The following is a 16,040-nucleotide window of genomic DNA, read 5'->3' as shown; positions in this document are numbered from 1 at the left end:
GCAGGGCTGTGCAGAACCTACGCGGCCGGCGCCGGATCTTCCTTCACGCCGCGGGCGACGATCCGGAGCGCCCCGTCCGGGAGGGGCCGCTGGAGCTTAAGCGCCTGGTCGGGAGGCGCGGTCATCCAGGTCTCGACCTCTTCCGGCGTCGTGAGGATCACCGGCATGGCCTTCGGGTGGATCGCGCCGACCTCCGCGTTAGGCTCCGTCGTCAGGAAAGCGTAGAGGTCGTTCGTAGTCTCTCCCTCCTTAACCTTCCGGACCGACGTCCAGTTGGTCCAGATGCCGGCGAAGCACAGGAGTGGGCGGGACTCGTCGAGCGCAAACCAGATGTCGCCGCCGTCGGCCTTGTTGAACTCGCTGAACGAATTGAACGGCACCACGCAGCGGTGCTCCGGACCCGGCCATCGCGTCCAGTGCTTGGACTTCACGTTGCGGATGTTGGTGGTGCCGCCGTCCGGCTCCATCCGGAGCAATTCCTTGAAGTCGATGGTCTTGCCCTTGGCCTGCAGCTTCTTGGCGCGCTTCTTGGTGGCGTCCATCAGCGCTTTCGACGACGACGGCATCACCTCGCTTTTGCCGTCCGACGTCCAACAGATTCTCGGTCATTGGTGCTTCGTGCTGAGACCCGAGATCACAAAAGGCAAACGGCTGCGCCGCGTGTCGGTCCACAAGCATCTGCTCGAGCAGAAGTTCATGGTCTATGTCGAAGTACGCCGCAAGCTCGGCAAGCCGCTGTTCTACGATCCCGTCCGCGCCTGCGGAGGAAAGGGAGCCAATCCCCAATGGCACAAGGTCGCCGAGCGGCTGGGAGAATGGGTGCGCGATACGCTCAAGATCACCGACGTGCAGCCCAACCACTGCTGGCGCCACCTCTGGCGCGAGATCGTGCGCGGCACGAAGATGAAGCCGGAGTTGTGCGACTACATGTGCGGCCATGAAAGCAAGAGCGGGACCGGGGCGCGGTACGGCAAACGAAAGGTGCCGGTGCTCGCAAAGGAGATGGCCCTCTTCCCGAGATTCAAGGTCCCCGCCTTGAACCGGCCGGCGGCGCCTCTCAAGCGCACGCGGCGCTCCCCGCAGCAGATCGCCGCGGACAAAGCCGAAAGAGCGGCTCGGCGCACTGCCACCTGACGGCCCAGCGACGAAGCATGCTCGGCGAGACACGAGACGATCGCGGCGCGTCCGGCCGACTAGTGTGCAGATCGGCGGAATACCGAAAAGGCCGGGAGGCGCCGTCCGAAAAAGAATCGATCAGATGACGGTTGGAGCTTGCTGGGCTGGGAGATAGACGTTCGAACCGACAGCATGAGTTTGAGACGGAATAGGTCCGGGGCGGGATAGCGCAGCGATCAAAAGGTTGATGCGGCGGGATGTTACCAAAAAATGGAGTGTCAAATGAGAGTTCTGGTTGTCGATCCATACCGGCGCGATGTCTTCGAAAGGGACATTCCGAAGACGTTGAAGGGGATTCAGGACGTCGTCCATGGCTGCATCCAGGATGTCACCCGCCTTCCCAATGGAGATATCTTGTACGTCAACGAGGACGCACTGGGTCGGTTCGACGCGTACTTCACGCTCGGCAAGGGCGAAGCTCTTCCTGGGTTTGGTGTGGTTGTCGGAAGTTCAGGCCCGGAAGGCGACGAGGCCCCGGCCCGCTCTTCTGTGGAGGAGCTGAGGGCCCGCATCCGGTACTCCGCTCCGATCTTTGGCGTGGCAGACTGCCAGTTCAAAGTCGGCAAACCGACCGGTCTTGTCATGCCTTCAGGCGGAGCCTCCACGATCCTAATCGGAGGGCACATTGCGCCGCAGAGCTTGATGATGGTGTGCGAATTGAGGAAGCCCACCTTTGAGGAAATCGAAGTCTTCAAGACAGGCCGGGTGCAGGTGGCGATCGCGCGGGAAGAAAACGCAATGATCCTGACGTGGCGCATCCTCCGGCAGGCCGACGGCAAATGCCTGTTGTTCGAGACCCCATTCCATATTGGGCTCCAGGAGGCTGGAACGAAATATCTGCTGCCTCGTGAAACCGCGGAACACGGTAGGACGGTGCGCATGATGCTGCAGGACGAGCACAGAAATTGCGGCGCAAGTCGTACCTGCGTCATCCCACCCGAAGCCAGTCATGCCATCGAGGAGGCGGTGGTCGATCAGGTCATCGACGCGGCTACCGATCCTGCTTTTCAGGTCTCATACCAGGCCGCCCTCGGACGATATTTTGCCGATACACCGACGCTCGGCTTCGGGTTCTGAGCAGCCTCCGGCTGTTCACGTGGTCCGCGATGGCGTTCGTTTTGGCGACGCTCCGGAGGTCTACGACCACCATGACGTCTGCTCGCGATCTGGCGGGTGGCTAGGGATCGTGACGGTCCGCTCCATCGGCCCTCTTCTATCTGAGCTATTGTAACCCCGAGCCTTACAGCATTCGATGACCTTCTGACCTTCGCCATCGATCATCAGCCACTTCGATTTGAGCATTGCTCGGAGCTTTCGGGACCGCGTGGCCGCCGGCGGGTGCAACACGTTAGTGTACGGTTGTCGAATGCTGCCTTGCTATCTCCCGCTGTGTTGGTAAGCTCGAACTATTTCGATGGGGAGCCAAAATGAATTTCGGTGGTCGTAGCGCTATTATTTTCCTTTTTCTCCTTTGCAACCTTCAGTCAGTCTCGGCAGCGTCAAAACGCGATCCCGTTCTTGGTTTTTTTGAGGATGGGTGGAATGCCTTCTGGGGCATTCATCAGACGCCAGAGGTTTCGGCATTGAAACCTCGGATTGAGCCGCCCAAGGGCAGTTCGGGACTAGATCCAACAAAGTTCTACGTCGTTTCGCTGAAATGTAAGTCGAATCCCGACACCGCAAAACTCGTATCTGAAGGCTTGCTTATCAAAGAAAGCACCTTCGTCGCGCAAACACTCTGGATTTCAAAAACAGCGGGATCTGGAGCTATACCTAGCGACCCGACAAAATTGATCACCGTATTCAGCTTCGCGAAAGATGCTGCTGGGACAATCCAGGATTTTCAGAACGATACCTGCTCGGAAACATTCTTGATCAGCGGAAAGAGCCCGGTGCTGACCGTGAGCTTTTCGCTAACCGATACAAAAAACCTATCGCTTGGCGGCACCATCATTTTTCAGGCCGCGAAGATGCTAGTCGGTATAGCTCCGGCAGTGTTTGCCGGCCCTCTCGCCGGTGTCATTTCAGAAAAGGCGAAAGCGGCAGGCACAGCGGAGGATCCACTTAAGACTGTAGTGACGGCTTTGAACAGCGACCCGCGGCGCGCGACAGTGGCTACAAACATCCGCGTCGGTAGTAAGCCTACCATCATAGCGACAAGCTATAGCCGAATCGAAATGAAGGTGACGGAGGTGTCCGATGTCGCTTCGCTCATCATATCTGACAAATACTTGCAGCAAAGCTTCTACGATACGTTCGACAACATTTCGAACTCTGTAATGAAGGACATCACGGCGGCCAATCTTCGCGATAAGTGCGGCAAGTTCGCCAATCTATTAGCCAAGAACTACAGCTTCAATAGGAAGGATAGCAGCTTCATCTTCGGCTACGTCGCGCAAGATGCTTTCCCGAGTGATCTTAACAACCGGCTTGATTGCATCGGAAACAAATACAACGCAACCGACATCGTTGATTTTAGATTCCCCTATAATAAAGATTACGGAGCGCTCAAAGCTCTAACATTGAGTGCAATCAACAACCGCTTCGATCATACTCCGCTAAGCGCCGAGTTCGCGCGACCTTTCGGCAACGGACTCGCCAATCTCTTATCCGTCGTCTCCCAAATGAAAGCCGAGGATCCCAAGAGGGATGAAGCGAAAGCTGCGCTCAACAGTCAGATCAAGAATCCAGTGCGCTTGGAAGACGAGAGCAAAACCATAGCACTCACAGACGCAGACGTTACGCCGGATCAATTGGTCTCACGACTGAATGACGCAGGATTTCTACGGTTCGGTTGCTTCTTTTTGAAGCCGACAGTAGGCGCTGGGGCATTTGACATGATCATGCTGGCGCTTCCGCTCAAGGCTGGCTCAGCGGATGGAGTCTACCAAATCCAAGAAATTCTGGGACTTCGTATGCTTGTCGACGCGATCGATGAAACAAAAGGCAACGGGATTCTCAAAACGATTCAAATTACGAACGACGACCTCGCCATTGCGGAGGCGGCAAGACAAAACAACAATGGAAAATGCAGGGGCGGAACACGAATAAGCCTCGAGACTAAGTAGCAAATCTGGCATTGAAACCTGAGCTGCTCTCTAATATGTGTTTCGGCGCGGGGGCCGACCATGATCGGCGTTGGGGTCCCATTATCCCATTGAGCGAAATCAATAGCTTCAAGGGATCCCGGCGGCGCCGGTGGGGTCACTATTCGACCAAGCTTGACAGCATGCATCCGCGCTGGAATCAATTATAAGTGGATTTTTGGCGGAGGCGTCCATGCCTGTAAGAACGCCGTTTTTTATTTCTTTCATGCTTTTCGTCCTGACGAGTGCAGCGGCAGCACAGGGACTTCAGGTCATCGGAAACGGGCCGCAAGGTCCAATATGCGCGGGCCCGTTGGGGCCCGGCCCGTGTGCGCAGGTCCAACAATGGATCATGACACATCCGATGCCTCCACCGGCCGTTGTGCCTCTTGGCGGGCCGGCGATAGCACCACTCCCTCCACCGCCACCGCCGGTAGCTTCCTTCCAGCCGATTCCGGGCGGCACAACCGGCCCCGGCATCACGCCGCCTCGGCCAGGCGCGTCGTCGGAAGAAATTGCCGTCGCCTGCGCCCACGCTCGAGGCAGCGATGTCGCAGGGTTCGTGGAATGCACCGGCGCTCAAGTCATCCTCCAGCAACGCGACCACTCGGTCCTCGACTGTGCGGTTTCGTCGAGGACACAGGCGGATTTCGCACGGTGTGCCGCAGCAAGGGCGGGCATCACGCTGAATAGCGACCAGCGCATCCTCGCGAACTGCGCCATGAAATCCGGCGGCGAAGAAGACGACTTCCTTTCATGCGCCAGCTCCATCGTCGGAAACCGTTTGACGCCGCAGCAGAGGCAACTTCTGGACTGCGCTTCCACCGCCAACGACGCGTCCGATTTCGCGACCTGCGCGGCCAAGAACTTCATCGGCCTCGAGATTGACGAAGGAGCAGGCCGTGGCCGTCGAATGTGCGGCGGATTCGGGGGCCGACTTCCAGCAATTCGCCACGTGCGCCGGCACCCGCTATCTGAACTTGAACCTAAATCCCGAACAACAGATAGCGGTCCAATGCGTCGTGACGACGGGCGGTCAGCCTTATGCGGCGGGCGGGTGCATGGTCAGCCGATGGACCGCAAGGGAATTGCAAAAGTGCTTTCAGCACGGCTTCGGCGGCAGCGACGGCTGCTTCGGAGACAACAACGACCTGGTCGGACGGAACGGCTGGGTCGCTCGCACGTTCGGCCAGATCGCGGGCGGTCCCAATTCCGTGGTTCACAATCCCGCCCAGATATTCGGGGGCCCGAATTCGGTCTTCAACAACCCCTCCCAACTCGCCGGCGGTCCGAACTCCATCATCAACAACCCTCGGCAGATATTCGGCGGACCGAATTCGGTCATCAACAATCCAGGCCAACTTACGGGCGGTCCGAATTCCGTGATCAACAATCCGGGCCAGCTCACGGGCGGCCCCAACTCGATCATCAACAATCCAGGTCAAATAACGGGGGGCTCCAACTCCGTGATCAACAATCCAGGTCAATTGATACCGAAGATCAAATTCTGACCAGCCGACAAGGCCCACCGAAGACGCTTTCGGCTCGATCGGCGATATCGATCCAATTAGTCGCAGCCGGCCAGGGCCGGGCTCGGTGCCGCGCCGACGCGCCTCTGTCTTGTGCCGATCGTCATGTCGATCCAACCTCGTCGCTGGTCGTAGACGGGTCCGCTGAGGAGGCTGTAGTCGAATCTCATCGACTTCCTGTCCGGCGAGATGACCGGCGTCGGAAACTGGAGGCTGGGCGGATTCAGGCTTTCGCGTCCAACTCCCTCGATTGCCTCGATGACGAAGCCATCACGCGCTGGGATGACGTCGTTGTAGGATCTCACGGTATCGGTCAGCCCGTGATCCTCTTGCGTGCGTGAGAGAGCATCCGATACGTGGATGATGTCGGAAGCCCGGGTGGGCTCCTGGGCGGCGGTCGAAGATATGTCCGGGGGAAGAATTCCGAGGATCGAGAGCACTGGCACCGCGAATTTGATGCCGTTGACCGGCTGCCCTTCACGGGTCGTAATTGCGCCGTAGACTATTCCGATCACGCATCCGCGCGCATCGACGACCGGACCACCGCTGTTGCCCTTATCGACGAGCGCGTTGGTGGTTATGGCGTCCGGCGCCACGGCCCCGACCCGTCCGTCCAGGAAATGCGTGTCAGGAAGACCTAGCGGATAACCGAGCACGAAGAGCAATTCGCCAACCTTGGCCGCGCTGCGCCTCAACGGGAGTACCGTGAGGGCCGGAGGCGGCGTAACGAACCGCAACAGGGCGACGTCGTATGATTCGCTTCGTTTGACCAGTTCGAGCCGCGAAGGCTTCGCATCCGCGGTCGCGGGTCCCAACGTCCCACCCAGGATCAAGGTCTTGTATTTCGCATCGTCCGGGATCACGTGACTCGCCGTCAGCACGTAGCCGCTGCGGCTGATGACGAAACCCGTCCCGTCCTCACCGCCCATGGACCCGTCTTCGGTCACCCCGACCGCATGAATGCGAACGACTCCCGGAGCCTCCGTCGCATAGATCACCGGACCGGTGTCGCCGTTCTGCTGTGCTGACGCCGCATGCGTCAGACAGAGGACCGCCGCGGCGGCAAGCCAGCCGAATCGATCGCTCCGACGAGCCGCACGTACCCCACTGCCTCGCTCCGACATGGGCGCCTACTTGAGCAAGCTGGCGAACGACGCGGCGTCCCCATCGAACACGTCGGCATCGACCGCTTTACCCGGAGGCAGTCCTCCCTTTTCGGCCGTCGCCGTGAAGCTGAACTGCCAAAGATGCCATTTGTCCTTATAGTTGTACGGTGCTTCGACTTTCAGCCCCTTCGAGGACAAATCGCTGATCCAAACTCGATACTGAGACAGAGACTGCTCGATTGTACCCGCCTTTCCGATGCGTTCCCTCCACCAGAGCGGGTTCGTGTAGACGATCGGCACCTTCTTCGTCTGGGTCTGGACCGCCTTGAGCCACGCGAGAACCTGGCCGAGGATCACGCTTCCGTCGGTACCTTCCCAAAAGTCCTTCGCCTTTCCATCAGGTCCGAGGATGACCTTCCCCGACGCGTCGGTGCGAACGTCCCATTCTACGTCCAGCGAAGGCGTGAGGTCGTCCTTGCCCAACTTCGAACCGACGACATCGAGGAAGTTCTTTGCCTGATCCTCGCCAGATCCGTCGGCGGAAAGAAAATGAAAAGCGCCCACATCGATCTTTTTCCCGGCCGGAAGCGCCCGAATGCCTTCGAGATTGGGCTCGAACGAGCGGTCGTAATAGCTGACGCCCTGCGTGGCCTTGAGATAGGCAAATGCGACCTTCTGATCGGCGAGCAAGGCCCAATCGACCTTGCACTTACATTTATCGGTCAGGTGATGCGAGATATCGATGCCAAAGATCTGGTTCGAGCGCGGATCCTCGTCGAGCACGGGATTGCGCCAGAGGGCGTCGTGCGCGAATCGGAAATTGGCCCGAAAGGCGAACTGGCTGAACTCTCCGGGCGGAGTTTGTCCTTCGACGATCTGTCCCATGAGTTCGAAGAGCTCGCCGCGCGACGCGTCGGTGGTCAGCGGCGTCTTCGCTTCTTGGGCCGACGCAACCGGCGCGCACACACCGAGAAGTACCGAAAATGCAACAATGAACGTATGGGTCCACCCTCGCGGACGATGAAAATCCTTAAACACGATCGCACCTCTCTGAAATGAGGTTGTATCGTAATTAAAATGCAACAAGCGGGCAACATGCCGATCAGACTTTTTCGGCGAACCGCCGAAATGCACGATCGCGCAGCGCGCACCTTCCCTATTCGCTCCTGAACGCTACGATTTTGCCGCTCTCGTCGTCCTTGCCACCCGCCAAGAACGCTTCGTCCTTGTCGAGATGGGCGCCGCTGCCGATCTCGCCCTTCGGGCCACGCTTGTAGCTGAACAACGCATCCCTTCCGTAGACCTGACGGTGACAATTGCCGATGAGCAGGCTGTTGATCCGTGCGACCGTCTCCTTGTCGGCCGGGACGACGCTCTCGTCACCTTCGAAACGACCGAGGAGCGCGAGCTTCTGCGATAGCGGAAAAATCACCTTGGTTCCCGGCACGGCGAAGCCGGGAGAGGTCTCGCCGTGATCCTGGCCATCCATCCATCTCAAGCAGACAGGATGGTCACTTGTGACGAAGCCTCCCGAGTCGTCGGCAGCGACCAGCATCTGCCACTTCCTGCCTTCGTAGAGCTTCACCAGAGGATCGTGCCACTCAAGTTCGACGAGAATGTTGAACTCCTTTGAGGGCGGAGGAGGCTTGAATAATTCCGGCTCCTTCTCGAACCACCCTTTCATTTCCTCATACGTCGGCGCAGGCAGTCCTTCCGCCTTCATCGCGGCGACGAACTCTGCGTACTTCTCCTTCGTGTCCAAACCCGCACCGCCTGCGAGTTGTCCCGCGCCGCGGTAGATCTCGCCGACCGCAGCCCGCTGCTTCGGATTGCGCAACGTGACGGAAGCGATGAGATTCATGATCGCGTTGCGATCGCTCTCGTCTCCGAGCGAACGGGTCGATATGACCTTTTCGAGAACCGGTGCGATCTTGCCTTCCATTTCGGAGAGCGCCTCCTCGACCGCGAACGGATTGACTCCACCGATCGTGACCAGATTGAAATAAAGTTCACCGGCGACCTTATTGGTGGGTACGCGGAAGAACTTGGCGCGCGGCCGATCGACGACGTAGAGTTGCTTTCTCTCGTTCACGAAGCCGCGCAGATAGTACTGCGGCACATAGTGCTGTATTTTTGTGTTCGCCTCCCTCGCCATCGTAAGCCTTCCATTCCAGGCGCTCGCGCTCATGCCAACCGCCGAAATCCTTGCGCGGTTCGCCGCAAACGGCGCGCGGCGGGTCCGGCCTGCTCCGTCTTCTCGCGGTCGTCAGAGCGGTCGTCTCTCGACGACGAAACCCGAGCGCGTTTCGTGAAGATCCGGGCGACGCCCATCAGGCAGTGCGCCCTTGCGTGATTGGGGTATGAGCAAGTATTTTGGCCAACGACGCTTCGACCAGCCGCAGTGGCGGTCTCCGGTCGATCAGCATTGAAGTCGCCCGCATAGTATTGACGTGGGCCATTCCAACCATGGCTTCGACATTCGTGGCGTCCAGGCGGAGCGCCGCTTCGAAGAACGGGCGCGCCTTGGACAGGCTTGCGGGATCCGTTCCGCGGTTCAGATATGCCATACCTTGAAAATAAAGGTCCATCGAATCGGGATGCGGCGCCCGTGCTGCCCGCCGTGCCTCCACAGTGACCAATTCGGTTCCGAGTTGGCCGGCGAGCCGAGCACCGATCTCGTCCTGGATGTCGAACAGGTCGGCGACCTGTTTGTCGAACCGTTCACCCCATAAGTGGTCGCCGGTCTCGGCATCGATCAGCTGGATGTTGATGCGCATCCGATTCCCAGCCCGCTGCACCGAGCCGTCGAGCACGTAGCGAACGCCCAGCTCGCAGCCAACCTGTTTCAGATCGACGTGCTTTCCCTTGTATGTGAAGGCGGTGTTGCGACCGATTACGAAGATGCCGGCCATCCGCGATAGATCTGTCGTCAGGCTTTCGGTAACGCCATCAACGAAATAGTCCTGCGTGGGATCGGGAGTCAGATTGACGAAGGGCAATACCACAAGAGACGGCTTGCCTGCGGCCGGGCTCGGCGAGCTGGCGACCGTTACTGCCGTCGGCGCTTCGCGAAACAGTGTCGCGACAGGTGCCACCGGACGGAACGACGTAGATCCAGACAAGCCGTGCCCTCAACCCGCCATCTCCTGGAGTGAACCAGATCTTACTTGACCTGGGCTGACGTCGCGACAGCGGTCTGCTGCTAGGAAACTAAATGGGCGGTCGCAATCCATGTACCGCTCGCTGCCTTAAACATCGACCGCACCTCGGGTGAGCAGAGCCATTTCGCCGGCTGTGCGAAAGCTGGCAGTCGCAAAGCGCTGGATTGCTGCCTTCAAAGGGGAACTGCCTCGCGAAGCGGGTCAGCGTCTCATTCTTGTCCGCGCCTCGGCTTTCTTACCGGCGTAACGTGAAAGACTTGGCCCGAAATCACCTTGCAATGCTCTCGAGCTCTAAACGCTCTCAAGTGCAGTGAGCGAGGTCAAAAACAAGCCCCGCGCCATGCGATCAGAGCGGGCGCGAGCCGGCCAAAGATGGAGAAGCCTAGCTATGTCTCATCCCACTGATCCAACCGGCAATTCGCGTACGAGGCTTCCCCCACTCGAGCCTGACTCGCAAGCGGCTCCTGATCTGGCAAGTGGCGCTCGTGAAGAAAGCGATAGTACGACCAGGCTGGTCTTGCCGGAAAGCCTAACAGTGACCCAGCGCGGTCCGATAACGCTGCTGCGCTTATCGCGTCCTGGCAAGAGAAATGCCTTGGATGATGCGACCATCGCCGGCATCGAAACCTTTTTTGCAAATCGGCCAGAGCAGACTCGCGTCATTGTCATTCATGGCGAGGGTAACCATTTCTCGGCCGGTGCCGATCTTTCTGCCTTGGTGGATCGTAGCACACTGCAAACGGTACTTTATTCCCGCGCTTGGCATCGCGCTTTCGAGCGCATCGAGTCCGCCGACGTTCCCGTGATCGCTGCCTTGCAGGGCGCCGTGATAGGAGGCGGCCTGGAACTTGCCGCGGCGGCACATATCCGGGTGGCTGAGCGAAGCACGTGGTATGCGCTGCCAGAGAGCACCCGCGGCATATTCGTTGGCGGTGGCGGCGCGTTGCGAGTTACATCACTAATCGGGACCAGCCGCATGGTGGACATGATGTTGACCGGCCGGACCTACAGCGCGGAGGAAGGCGTCGCGCTGGGATTCTCGCAGTATCTTGTCGATGACGGGCAGGGTCTTGCCAAAGCCATGGAGTTGGCCGAGCGGACGGCGACGAACACCGCCTTGAGCAACTTTGGGACCGTGCAGGTCTTGCCGCGCATGGCACGCGGTGGCCCCGATGCCCTTCTGATGGAGAGCTTGATGGCCGCAATGACCGTCGGCGACGATGAAGCCAAAGGACGGATAAAAAAGTTTCTTGAAAAGCGCAGTGCAAAGATCGCTCCTCTTGGCGAGGAGGGGGTGCAATGACCAGCCATCGGAGCCCCTGGCTGGGGAACACGCACTATTGCACTCCCCGAGCAATCGGAAAAGCGATTCTGGCAATCACGTCGTGCAGGTTTGCCGTCCAAGTGAACGCTTTGTAGCTGAGTGGATGCCAGCGGCAGGTCATGTGGTTGACCTTCGCGGTATGACGAACAAGCAGCTGCGATGAACTCGGCGTCAGCGAGAGCAGCCAAGCTGCATTGTGGACGGGCGATGCGGAGGGTGACGCTACTTCCTCCCAGAGCTGACAAACGTCGCAGGAACGCCCAAACTTCGCGTCAAGCGCTGCATGTTGAACTGCTGGGGCGATGCGCGTTACTGCCCAGTCGCCGGCGCTAACTTCGTGCTGTGATCCCTATGCCTGAGGCGGCGAAATGCATCTTGCTCATCAGCGGGCTGAAATCGTTTCAGTTTCGCGTGTCAGCGAAATTGCGCAACATGACAGAAGCCGTAAAGGAGAGGCGTCCAGCCAGCAGCACGCGGGATGAGGTTGGCTCGGCACACAGCAGCGCGAGGGTGCGACGATGGTGAAAGCTCAGATGATCAGCAAGCGCGCGGTGGTGAATGGCGTGACACTCCACTATGTGACGGTTGGGTCCGGGCCTGCGGTGCTGTGTCTCCATGGTTGGCCGCAGAATCATCGCGAGTTCGTGCCAATCTTTGAGGCATTTTCTGGCCGATACCGGTTCATTGCACCTGACCTGCGTGGTTACGCCGACAGCGACAAGCCCCATGCCGATTATATGCCGGCGACCATCGCCAAGGACCTGCTGGAACTCGCCGACGTCGAGAAGGTCGACCAATTCCATATTCTTAGTCACGATCTTGGGGGGCCGCCCTCCGTTGCCCTTGCTTACATGGCAGGCAGGCGCGCACTGTCGCTCGCGACAATCGAGACCCCATTCTTTGGACTTGACTATGAGGCCTACGTGGATCCGCGCGTGCCATATTGGCACCTGTCCATGCACGCGAACATGGATATCTCGTTGTTCCTGATCGAAGGCAGGGAAGAGCAGTATCTCCGTCACTTTTTCCGGGACTTTGCCTACAATCCAAATGCGATCAGCGAAGAGGAGCTGCAGCGCTACGTCATGCAGATGAAGCAGCCTGGAAATCTGCGGGCCAGTCTCAACCATTACGCCTTTATTGACGAGAAGGCGGCGCAGCTGGCCGAATTTGCAAAAACGAAGCTTCCGATCCCCACTATGGGCTGGGGGGGACGCCGCTCCTTCGGCACGCACTGCTTCGACAGCGCTAGGGCGCTTTCGGAGCGCGCCGAGGGGGGCGTCATCGAGGAATGCGGACACTGGGTTTTTGAGGAAAAGGCCGACTTCATTTGTGACCAACTGGGCCAATTCTGGGACAAGAGCGCTAGGATGTGACCGCCGTGACAGACGCAGCAGCTCCATTTCGCATCGAGGGCACCGATCATACCGGCATCACAGTATCCTCGCTTGACGAGGCGCTGTCGTTCTGGAGTGGAGTGATGGGCTTCGAGCACCTGTACACCTGGGACTTCGAGCAGAGCTCGTTCCTGGAGGAACTGGTGGGCGTGCAGAGGGCAGCGGCGCGGATCGCAATGGTGCGTGCCCCCGGGCATATGGTCGAGCTTCTGGAATACCGCTCTCCCGGCGATCGAAAAATTATGAAACCGCGGTCTTGTGACGTTGGCTCGGTGCACTTGGCTTTCCGGGTTGAAAACATCGACGCACTGCTGGTGCGGATCGCCGAGGCGGGATGGAAAGCTCTAAGCAGGGTCCAACGGGTAGAGGCGGGCGAGCGCACCGGACTTCGCCTGGTCTATGTTCGGGCACCGGATGGGATGACGCTGGAGCTTCTCGAGCAGCCCAAAGCTCCGCGGTGATGATCTAACCGCAATTGTCAGGTTCTGAAAACGGAAGGTGAAGCAATGTCCCGAAATCAGATCATCTTCATGCTCGCCACTGTCATGCTCCTCGGCCCTGCGGCTGCGCAGTCGCCGGCGCCACTGCTTCCGAACTACGCGAAGACACCTACCGAATTGGAGGCTATTGCACCGACCGGCGGCGCCGGTGGATCCGGGAACACCAAGGTCCAGGTCGTTACAATTCTGGGCGATCCGTCCAAGCCGGGGCCGTATAGCCAGCTCTTGAAGGTCGCGCCCCATGCTAAAATTGCGGCCCATCATCACGCAGGCGATCGGGTCGGCACTGTGCTCCAGGGTACCTGGATGTTCGGCTACGGCTCAAGTTTCGCCGAAAAAGCGCTTCGAACGCTCCCGGTTGGGTCGGTTTACACGGAGCCCTCGGGCGCCGCGCATTTCGCGATGACAGCCGACGAAGCGGTGACCGTACTTATCACCGGCGCGGGGCCGACGGATACAGTCTACGAGAACCCCGCCGACGATCCTACCAAGAAGCCTTGATATGCCGAGGTGGATTCGAGGGTCTCTATCACCTCTCCACGGGGGCGTCAGGCGAGCATCTCGATAGACCGCAGAAGAACGCGCCATCATCAGCCTGATCCCAGCCGCCGCAATCCTGCATGGAGGTCCAGTGCAATGCCCCTTGCTCTCTATGCTCTTGCAGTTGCAACGTTCGCAATCGGCACGACCGAATTCGTTATTGTGGGCCTCATTCCTGAGATCGCAACGGATCTCGGCGTCTCGATTCCGACGGCCGGCCTCCTTGTCAGCCTCTACGCACTGTCGATCACCCTTGGCACTCCAATCTTTTCGGCCCTGACCAGCGCTCTTCCGCGGAGAGAATTGGCCATCGGCCTCATGGCGCTGTTCACGATCTGCAACTTGTGTGCCGCCATCTCCCCGAACTACGCGACGCTGCTGCTATCACGCATTGTCATGGCGGTCGCCCATGGGGTGTTTTTCGGTGTTGGCGCAGCGTGTGCCAGTTCCCTGGTTCTCAAATCGAAAGCCGGAAGTGCGATTGCTGTGATGATGGGAGGGCTCACGGTCGCGATGGTGGCGGGTGTACCCTTCGGTTCGTGGATCGGCCAATTGTTTGGCTGGCGCACTCCCTTTCTTGTTGTTACGGGCATGGGCACGGTCGCGGTGCTTGGCCTGACTTGGCTCTTGCCCTTTGAAATCCCGAATGAGCCGCCGGGCTCGTTTGCCTCCCAACTGACCCTTCTCGGGAATCGACATCTCGCGACCATGTACCTGCTGACAGTAGTCGGGTTCGGTGGCACGTTTGTGGTTTTCACCTTCCTGTCCCCCCTGCTGACCGACATCACTGGCGTGCCGAAGGAGGCGGTCAATATCGCACTCCTGATATTTGGCGCGACCACTGTCGTTGGAAATCTAGCGGGTGGAAAATTGAGTGATCTCCTAGGAACGCGCAGGGCGATGATAATCCTCTTATGTGGACTGGTCGTCTCGTTCATCGCGATTCGATTGGCCATCCACAACGAGGGAGCGACTTTCGCGGTTATAGCTGTCTGGGGAGCATTTGCCTTCGCCATCCCGCCAGTCATGCAGGCCGGAGTTGTTGCCACGGCCAAGCTGGTGGCGCCTGATGCGCTTGGAACCGCATCGGCCTTCAATATTGCCGCCTTCAATCTCGGAATTTCGAGCGGGTCGTTTATCGGTGGCCAGCTCTTTAAAGGGCCTGGGCTGCTGGCAACTCCGTACGCGTCGATCGGAATGGCGACCCTTGCTTTGCTGATCGCGGTGGTCGCGCTCCGGCCCCGTTCCGCGATCCTTGATGCGAATGGCGCGTGAGACTTGACGCGACCCACCGCACCGGCGTGCTCAAGAGAGCGTTCCCGCTCCCGCGACGGTCTGAAGCGTAGCTCAGCCTTAGGCCAACGAAAGAAGGTGCGCGCAATCAGTCAAAGCTGATTGCTCATCGCGCCGCCCCTCTGCTCGTCGCCATTCCTAAAGGGTCAACACACAAGACGCGGGCCGCAACAGCGCGTCACGCCAGCAGGCAATGGCCCCGCTTCCTACTTCCGCGCACGCGAAAGCGTCAGCCTTCGAGCGCCCTTTCCTCGTTGCGCGTCGAAGGCCCGTCGGGCTCCTTCAACCTGGTCTTGGTATGCGACAGCCCATCGATATAGAGCGGAGAACGGCCCCGCGAGCGTACGGCCCAGCGCGCTGATGGCGTACTCGACCGCCACTGGAGAGGTATCAAGCACCGTTCGAGAAACCATCCCACTTCGCTCGAGCCGACGGAGCGTCTGCGTCAATGACTTCTGAGTGATCGGGTCTAATGCGTGCTTGAGCTGATTGAAGCGTGTCGGGCCCCGCGAGAGCGCCGCAATAATCTGGATCGTCCATTTGTCCCCGATCTCTTCGATCAGCACTCGATTGGGACAATCCGCTGGGAACGGCCAAATTTCCAGCTCTGGCGGGTAGATGAGTTCTGGGCGAGGAGCTTCATTTTGCACGGCGCAGTATCCGATCAGAAACCTACTAGCGGGCTAGTGCCTAATTTACACGAGCGCGGTGCCGATACTATAGCCCCGTTCCGATGACGTGACGGGAAGTGGTTGAGATGAATAGACACGGCCGCGCATCGCATCAGGCGTGTGCATTACGGTTTGAAACGAAGGCGCTGGCTGCAACATGGTCACGCCCGCACGATCTCTGGTCATCATTGACAGAGAAAAGTGTCGAGGATTTCCCTTCGAGGCCGCAGGAGCGTTCGCGTCGGTTACCGCTGCGT

General features: G+C 59.1%; 15 protein-coding genes and 1 pseudogene. 9 read left to right on the top strand and 7 right to left on the bottom strand.

Annotated features, from left to right (window positions below):
- Window positions 1-17: 17 nt before the first annotated feature.
- Window positions 18-566 (bottom strand): annotated as a pseudogene (locus ACETMP_RS22190) (SOS response-associated peptidase family protein); the annotation flags it as partial.
- Between ACETMP_RS22190 and ACETMP_RS22185 the strand changes: the two are divergent.
- From ACETMP_RS22185 to ACETMP_RS22175, 3 genes are all read left to right on the top strand, one after another.
- A complete protein-coding gene (locus tag ACETMP_RS22185; RefSeq protein WP_375162060.1) occupies window positions 532-1,134 on the top strand; it encodes a hypothetical protein in 603 nt (200 codons plus the stop codon). The pseudogene ACETMP_RS22190 and the gene ACETMP_RS22185 sit on opposite strands and share 35 nt — an antisense overlap.
- Window positions 1,135-1,398: 264 nt before the next feature.
- On the top strand, window positions 1,399-2,253 hold the full coding sequence (locus ACETMP_RS22180; protein WP_375157868.1) for a hypothetical protein: 855 nt from the start codon (window positions 1,399-1,401) through the stop codon (window positions 2,251-2,253).
- Between the two features lie 350 nt (window positions 2,254-2,603).
- Entirely contained in the window at window positions 2,604-4,244 is a 1,641-nt protein-coding gene (locus ACETMP_RS22175; protein ID WP_375157867.1) for a hypothetical protein, read from the top strand.
- A 597-nt stretch (window positions 4,245-4,841) separates the two neighbouring features.
- Here ACETMP_RS22175 and ACETMP_RS22170 read toward each other — a convergent pair.
- Window positions 4,842-5,135: a hypothetical protein gene (locus ACETMP_RS22170; protein ID WP_375157866.1), complete on the bottom strand. Its 294-nt coding sequence runs from the start codon at window positions 5,133-5,135 to the stop codon at window positions 4,842-4,844.
- Window positions 5,136-5,146: 11 nt separating this feature from the next.
- Here ACETMP_RS22170 and ACETMP_RS22165 point away from each other — a divergent pair, with 11 nt between their 5' ends.
- Window positions 5,147-5,773, top strand: coding sequence for a hypothetical protein (locus ACETMP_RS22165; protein WP_375157865.1), 627 nt, complete (start codon window positions 5,147-5,149; stop codon window positions 5,771-5,773).
- Window positions 5,774-5,829: 56 nt separating this feature from the next.
- Here ACETMP_RS22165 and ACETMP_RS22160 read toward each other — a convergent pair whose 3' ends face one another.
- From ACETMP_RS22160 to ACETMP_RS22145, 4 genes are all read right to left on the bottom strand, one after another.
- Window positions 5,830-6,915 carry a serine protease gene (locus ACETMP_RS22160; protein WP_375157864.1) on the bottom strand — a complete coding sequence of 362 codons (1,086 nt, stop codon included), beginning with the start codon at window positions 6,913-6,915 and terminating at the stop codon, window positions 5,830-5,832.
- Window positions 6,916-6,921: 6 nt separating this feature from the next.
- Window positions 6,922-7,935, bottom strand: a complete 1,014-nt coding sequence (locus ACETMP_RS22155) for a GH25 family lysozyme (protein WP_375157863.1) — start codon at window positions 7,933-7,935, stop codon at window positions 6,922-6,924.
- Between the two features lie 118 nt (window positions 7,936-8,053).
- Window positions 8,054-9,085 carry a DUF4238 domain-containing protein gene (locus ACETMP_RS22150; protein WP_375157862.1) on the bottom strand — a complete coding sequence of 344 codons (1,032 nt, stop codon included), beginning with the start codon at window positions 9,083-9,085 and terminating at the stop codon, window positions 8,054-8,056.
- 142 nt (window positions 9,086-9,227) lie between these two features.
- Entirely contained in the window at window positions 9,228-9,992 is a 765-nt protein-coding gene (locus tag ACETMP_RS22145) for a hypothetical protein (protein ID WP_375157861.1), read from the bottom strand.
- Window positions 9,993-10,569: 577 nt separating this feature from the next.
- On the opposite strand from ACETMP_RS22145, the gene ACETMP_RS22140 reads away from it, so the two are divergent.
- From ACETMP_RS22140 to ACETMP_RS22120, 5 genes are all read left to right on the top strand, one after another.
- On the top strand, window positions 10,570-11,361 hold the full coding sequence (locus tag ACETMP_RS22140) for a crotonase/enoyl-CoA hydratase family protein (protein WP_375161962.1): 792 nt from the start codon (window positions 10,570-10,572) through the stop codon (window positions 11,359-11,361).
- Window positions 11,362-11,900: 539 nt separating this feature from the next.
- Window positions 11,901-12,758, top strand: a complete 858-nt coding sequence (locus tag ACETMP_RS22135; RefSeq protein ID WP_375157860.1) for an alpha/beta fold hydrolase — start codon at window positions 11,901-11,903, stop codon at window positions 12,756-12,758.
- 5 nt (window positions 12,759-12,763) lie between these two features.
- A complete protein-coding gene (locus ACETMP_RS22130; protein WP_375157859.1) occupies window positions 12,764-13,240 on the top strand; it encodes a VOC family protein in 477 nt (158 codons plus the stop codon).
- 45 nt (window positions 13,241-13,285) lie between these two features.
- On the top strand, window positions 13,286-13,780 hold the full coding sequence (locus ACETMP_RS22125) for a cupin domain-containing protein (RefSeq protein WP_375157858.1): 495 nt from the start codon (window positions 13,286-13,288) through the stop codon (window positions 13,778-13,780).
- A gap of 135 nt (window positions 13,781-13,915) precedes the next feature.
- Window positions 13,916-15,094 (top strand): MFS transporter, encoded by a 1,179-nt coding sequence (locus ACETMP_RS22120; RefSeq protein ID WP_375157857.1) that lies wholly within the window; start codon window positions 13,916-13,918, stop codon window positions 15,092-15,094.
- Between the two features lie 224 nt (window positions 15,095-15,318).
- On the opposite strand, the gene ACETMP_RS22115 is transcribed toward ACETMP_RS22120, so the two are convergent.
- Window positions 15,319-15,678, bottom strand: a complete 360-nt coding sequence (locus tag ACETMP_RS22115) for a winged helix-turn-helix transcriptional regulator (protein ID WP_375157856.1) — start codon at window positions 15,676-15,678, stop codon at window positions 15,319-15,321.
- Between the last annotated feature and the right edge of the window lie 362 nt (window positions 15,679-16,040).

The sequence above is a fragment of the Bradyrhizobium dasycarpum genome (genome assembly GCF_042019905.1).
In the GTDB taxonomy this organism is placed as follows: domain Bacteria; phylum Pseudomonadota; class Alphaproteobacteria; order Rhizobiales; family Xanthobacteraceae; genus Bradyrhizobium; species Bradyrhizobium japonicum_B.
Note: the sequence above shows the minus strand (reverse complement) of the source record. Positions and strands in the feature narration are given on the sequence as shown.

Bases quoted from the DNA above. Each gene is read 5' to 3' on its own strand.
- ACETMP_RS22180 (WP_375157868.1), top strand. From the start codon at position 1,399: ATGAGAGTTCTGGTTGTCGATCCATACCGGCGCGATGTCTTCGAAAGG.
- ACETMP_RS22175 (WP_375157867.1), top strand. From the start codon at position 2,604: ATGAATTTCGGTGGTCGTAGCGCTATTATTTTCCTTTTTCTCCTTTGC.
- ACETMP_RS22170 (WP_375157866.1), bottom strand. From the start codon at position 5,135: ATGAAGTTCTTGGCCGCGCAGGTCGCGAAATCGGACGCGTCGTTGGCG.
- ACETMP_RS22160 (WP_375157864.1), bottom strand. From the start codon at position 6,915: ATGTCGGAGCGAGGCAGTGGGGTACGTGCGGCTCGTCGGAGCGATCGA.
- ACETMP_RS22150 (WP_375157862.1), bottom strand. From the start codon at position 9,085: ATGAGCGCGAGCGCCTGGAATGGAAGGCTTACGATGGCGAGGGAGGCG.
- ACETMP_RS22135 (WP_375157860.1), top strand. From the start codon at position 11,901: ATGGTGAAAGCTCAGATGATCAGCAAGCGCGCGGTGGTGAATGGCGTG.
- ACETMP_RS22125 (WP_375157858.1), top strand. From the start codon at position 13,286: ATGTCCCGAAATCAGATCATCTTCATGCTCGCCACTGTCATGCTCCTC.
- ACETMP_RS22120 (WP_375157857.1), top strand. From the start codon at position 13,916: ATGCCCCTTGCTCTCTATGCTCTTGCAGTTGCAACGTTCGCAATCGGC.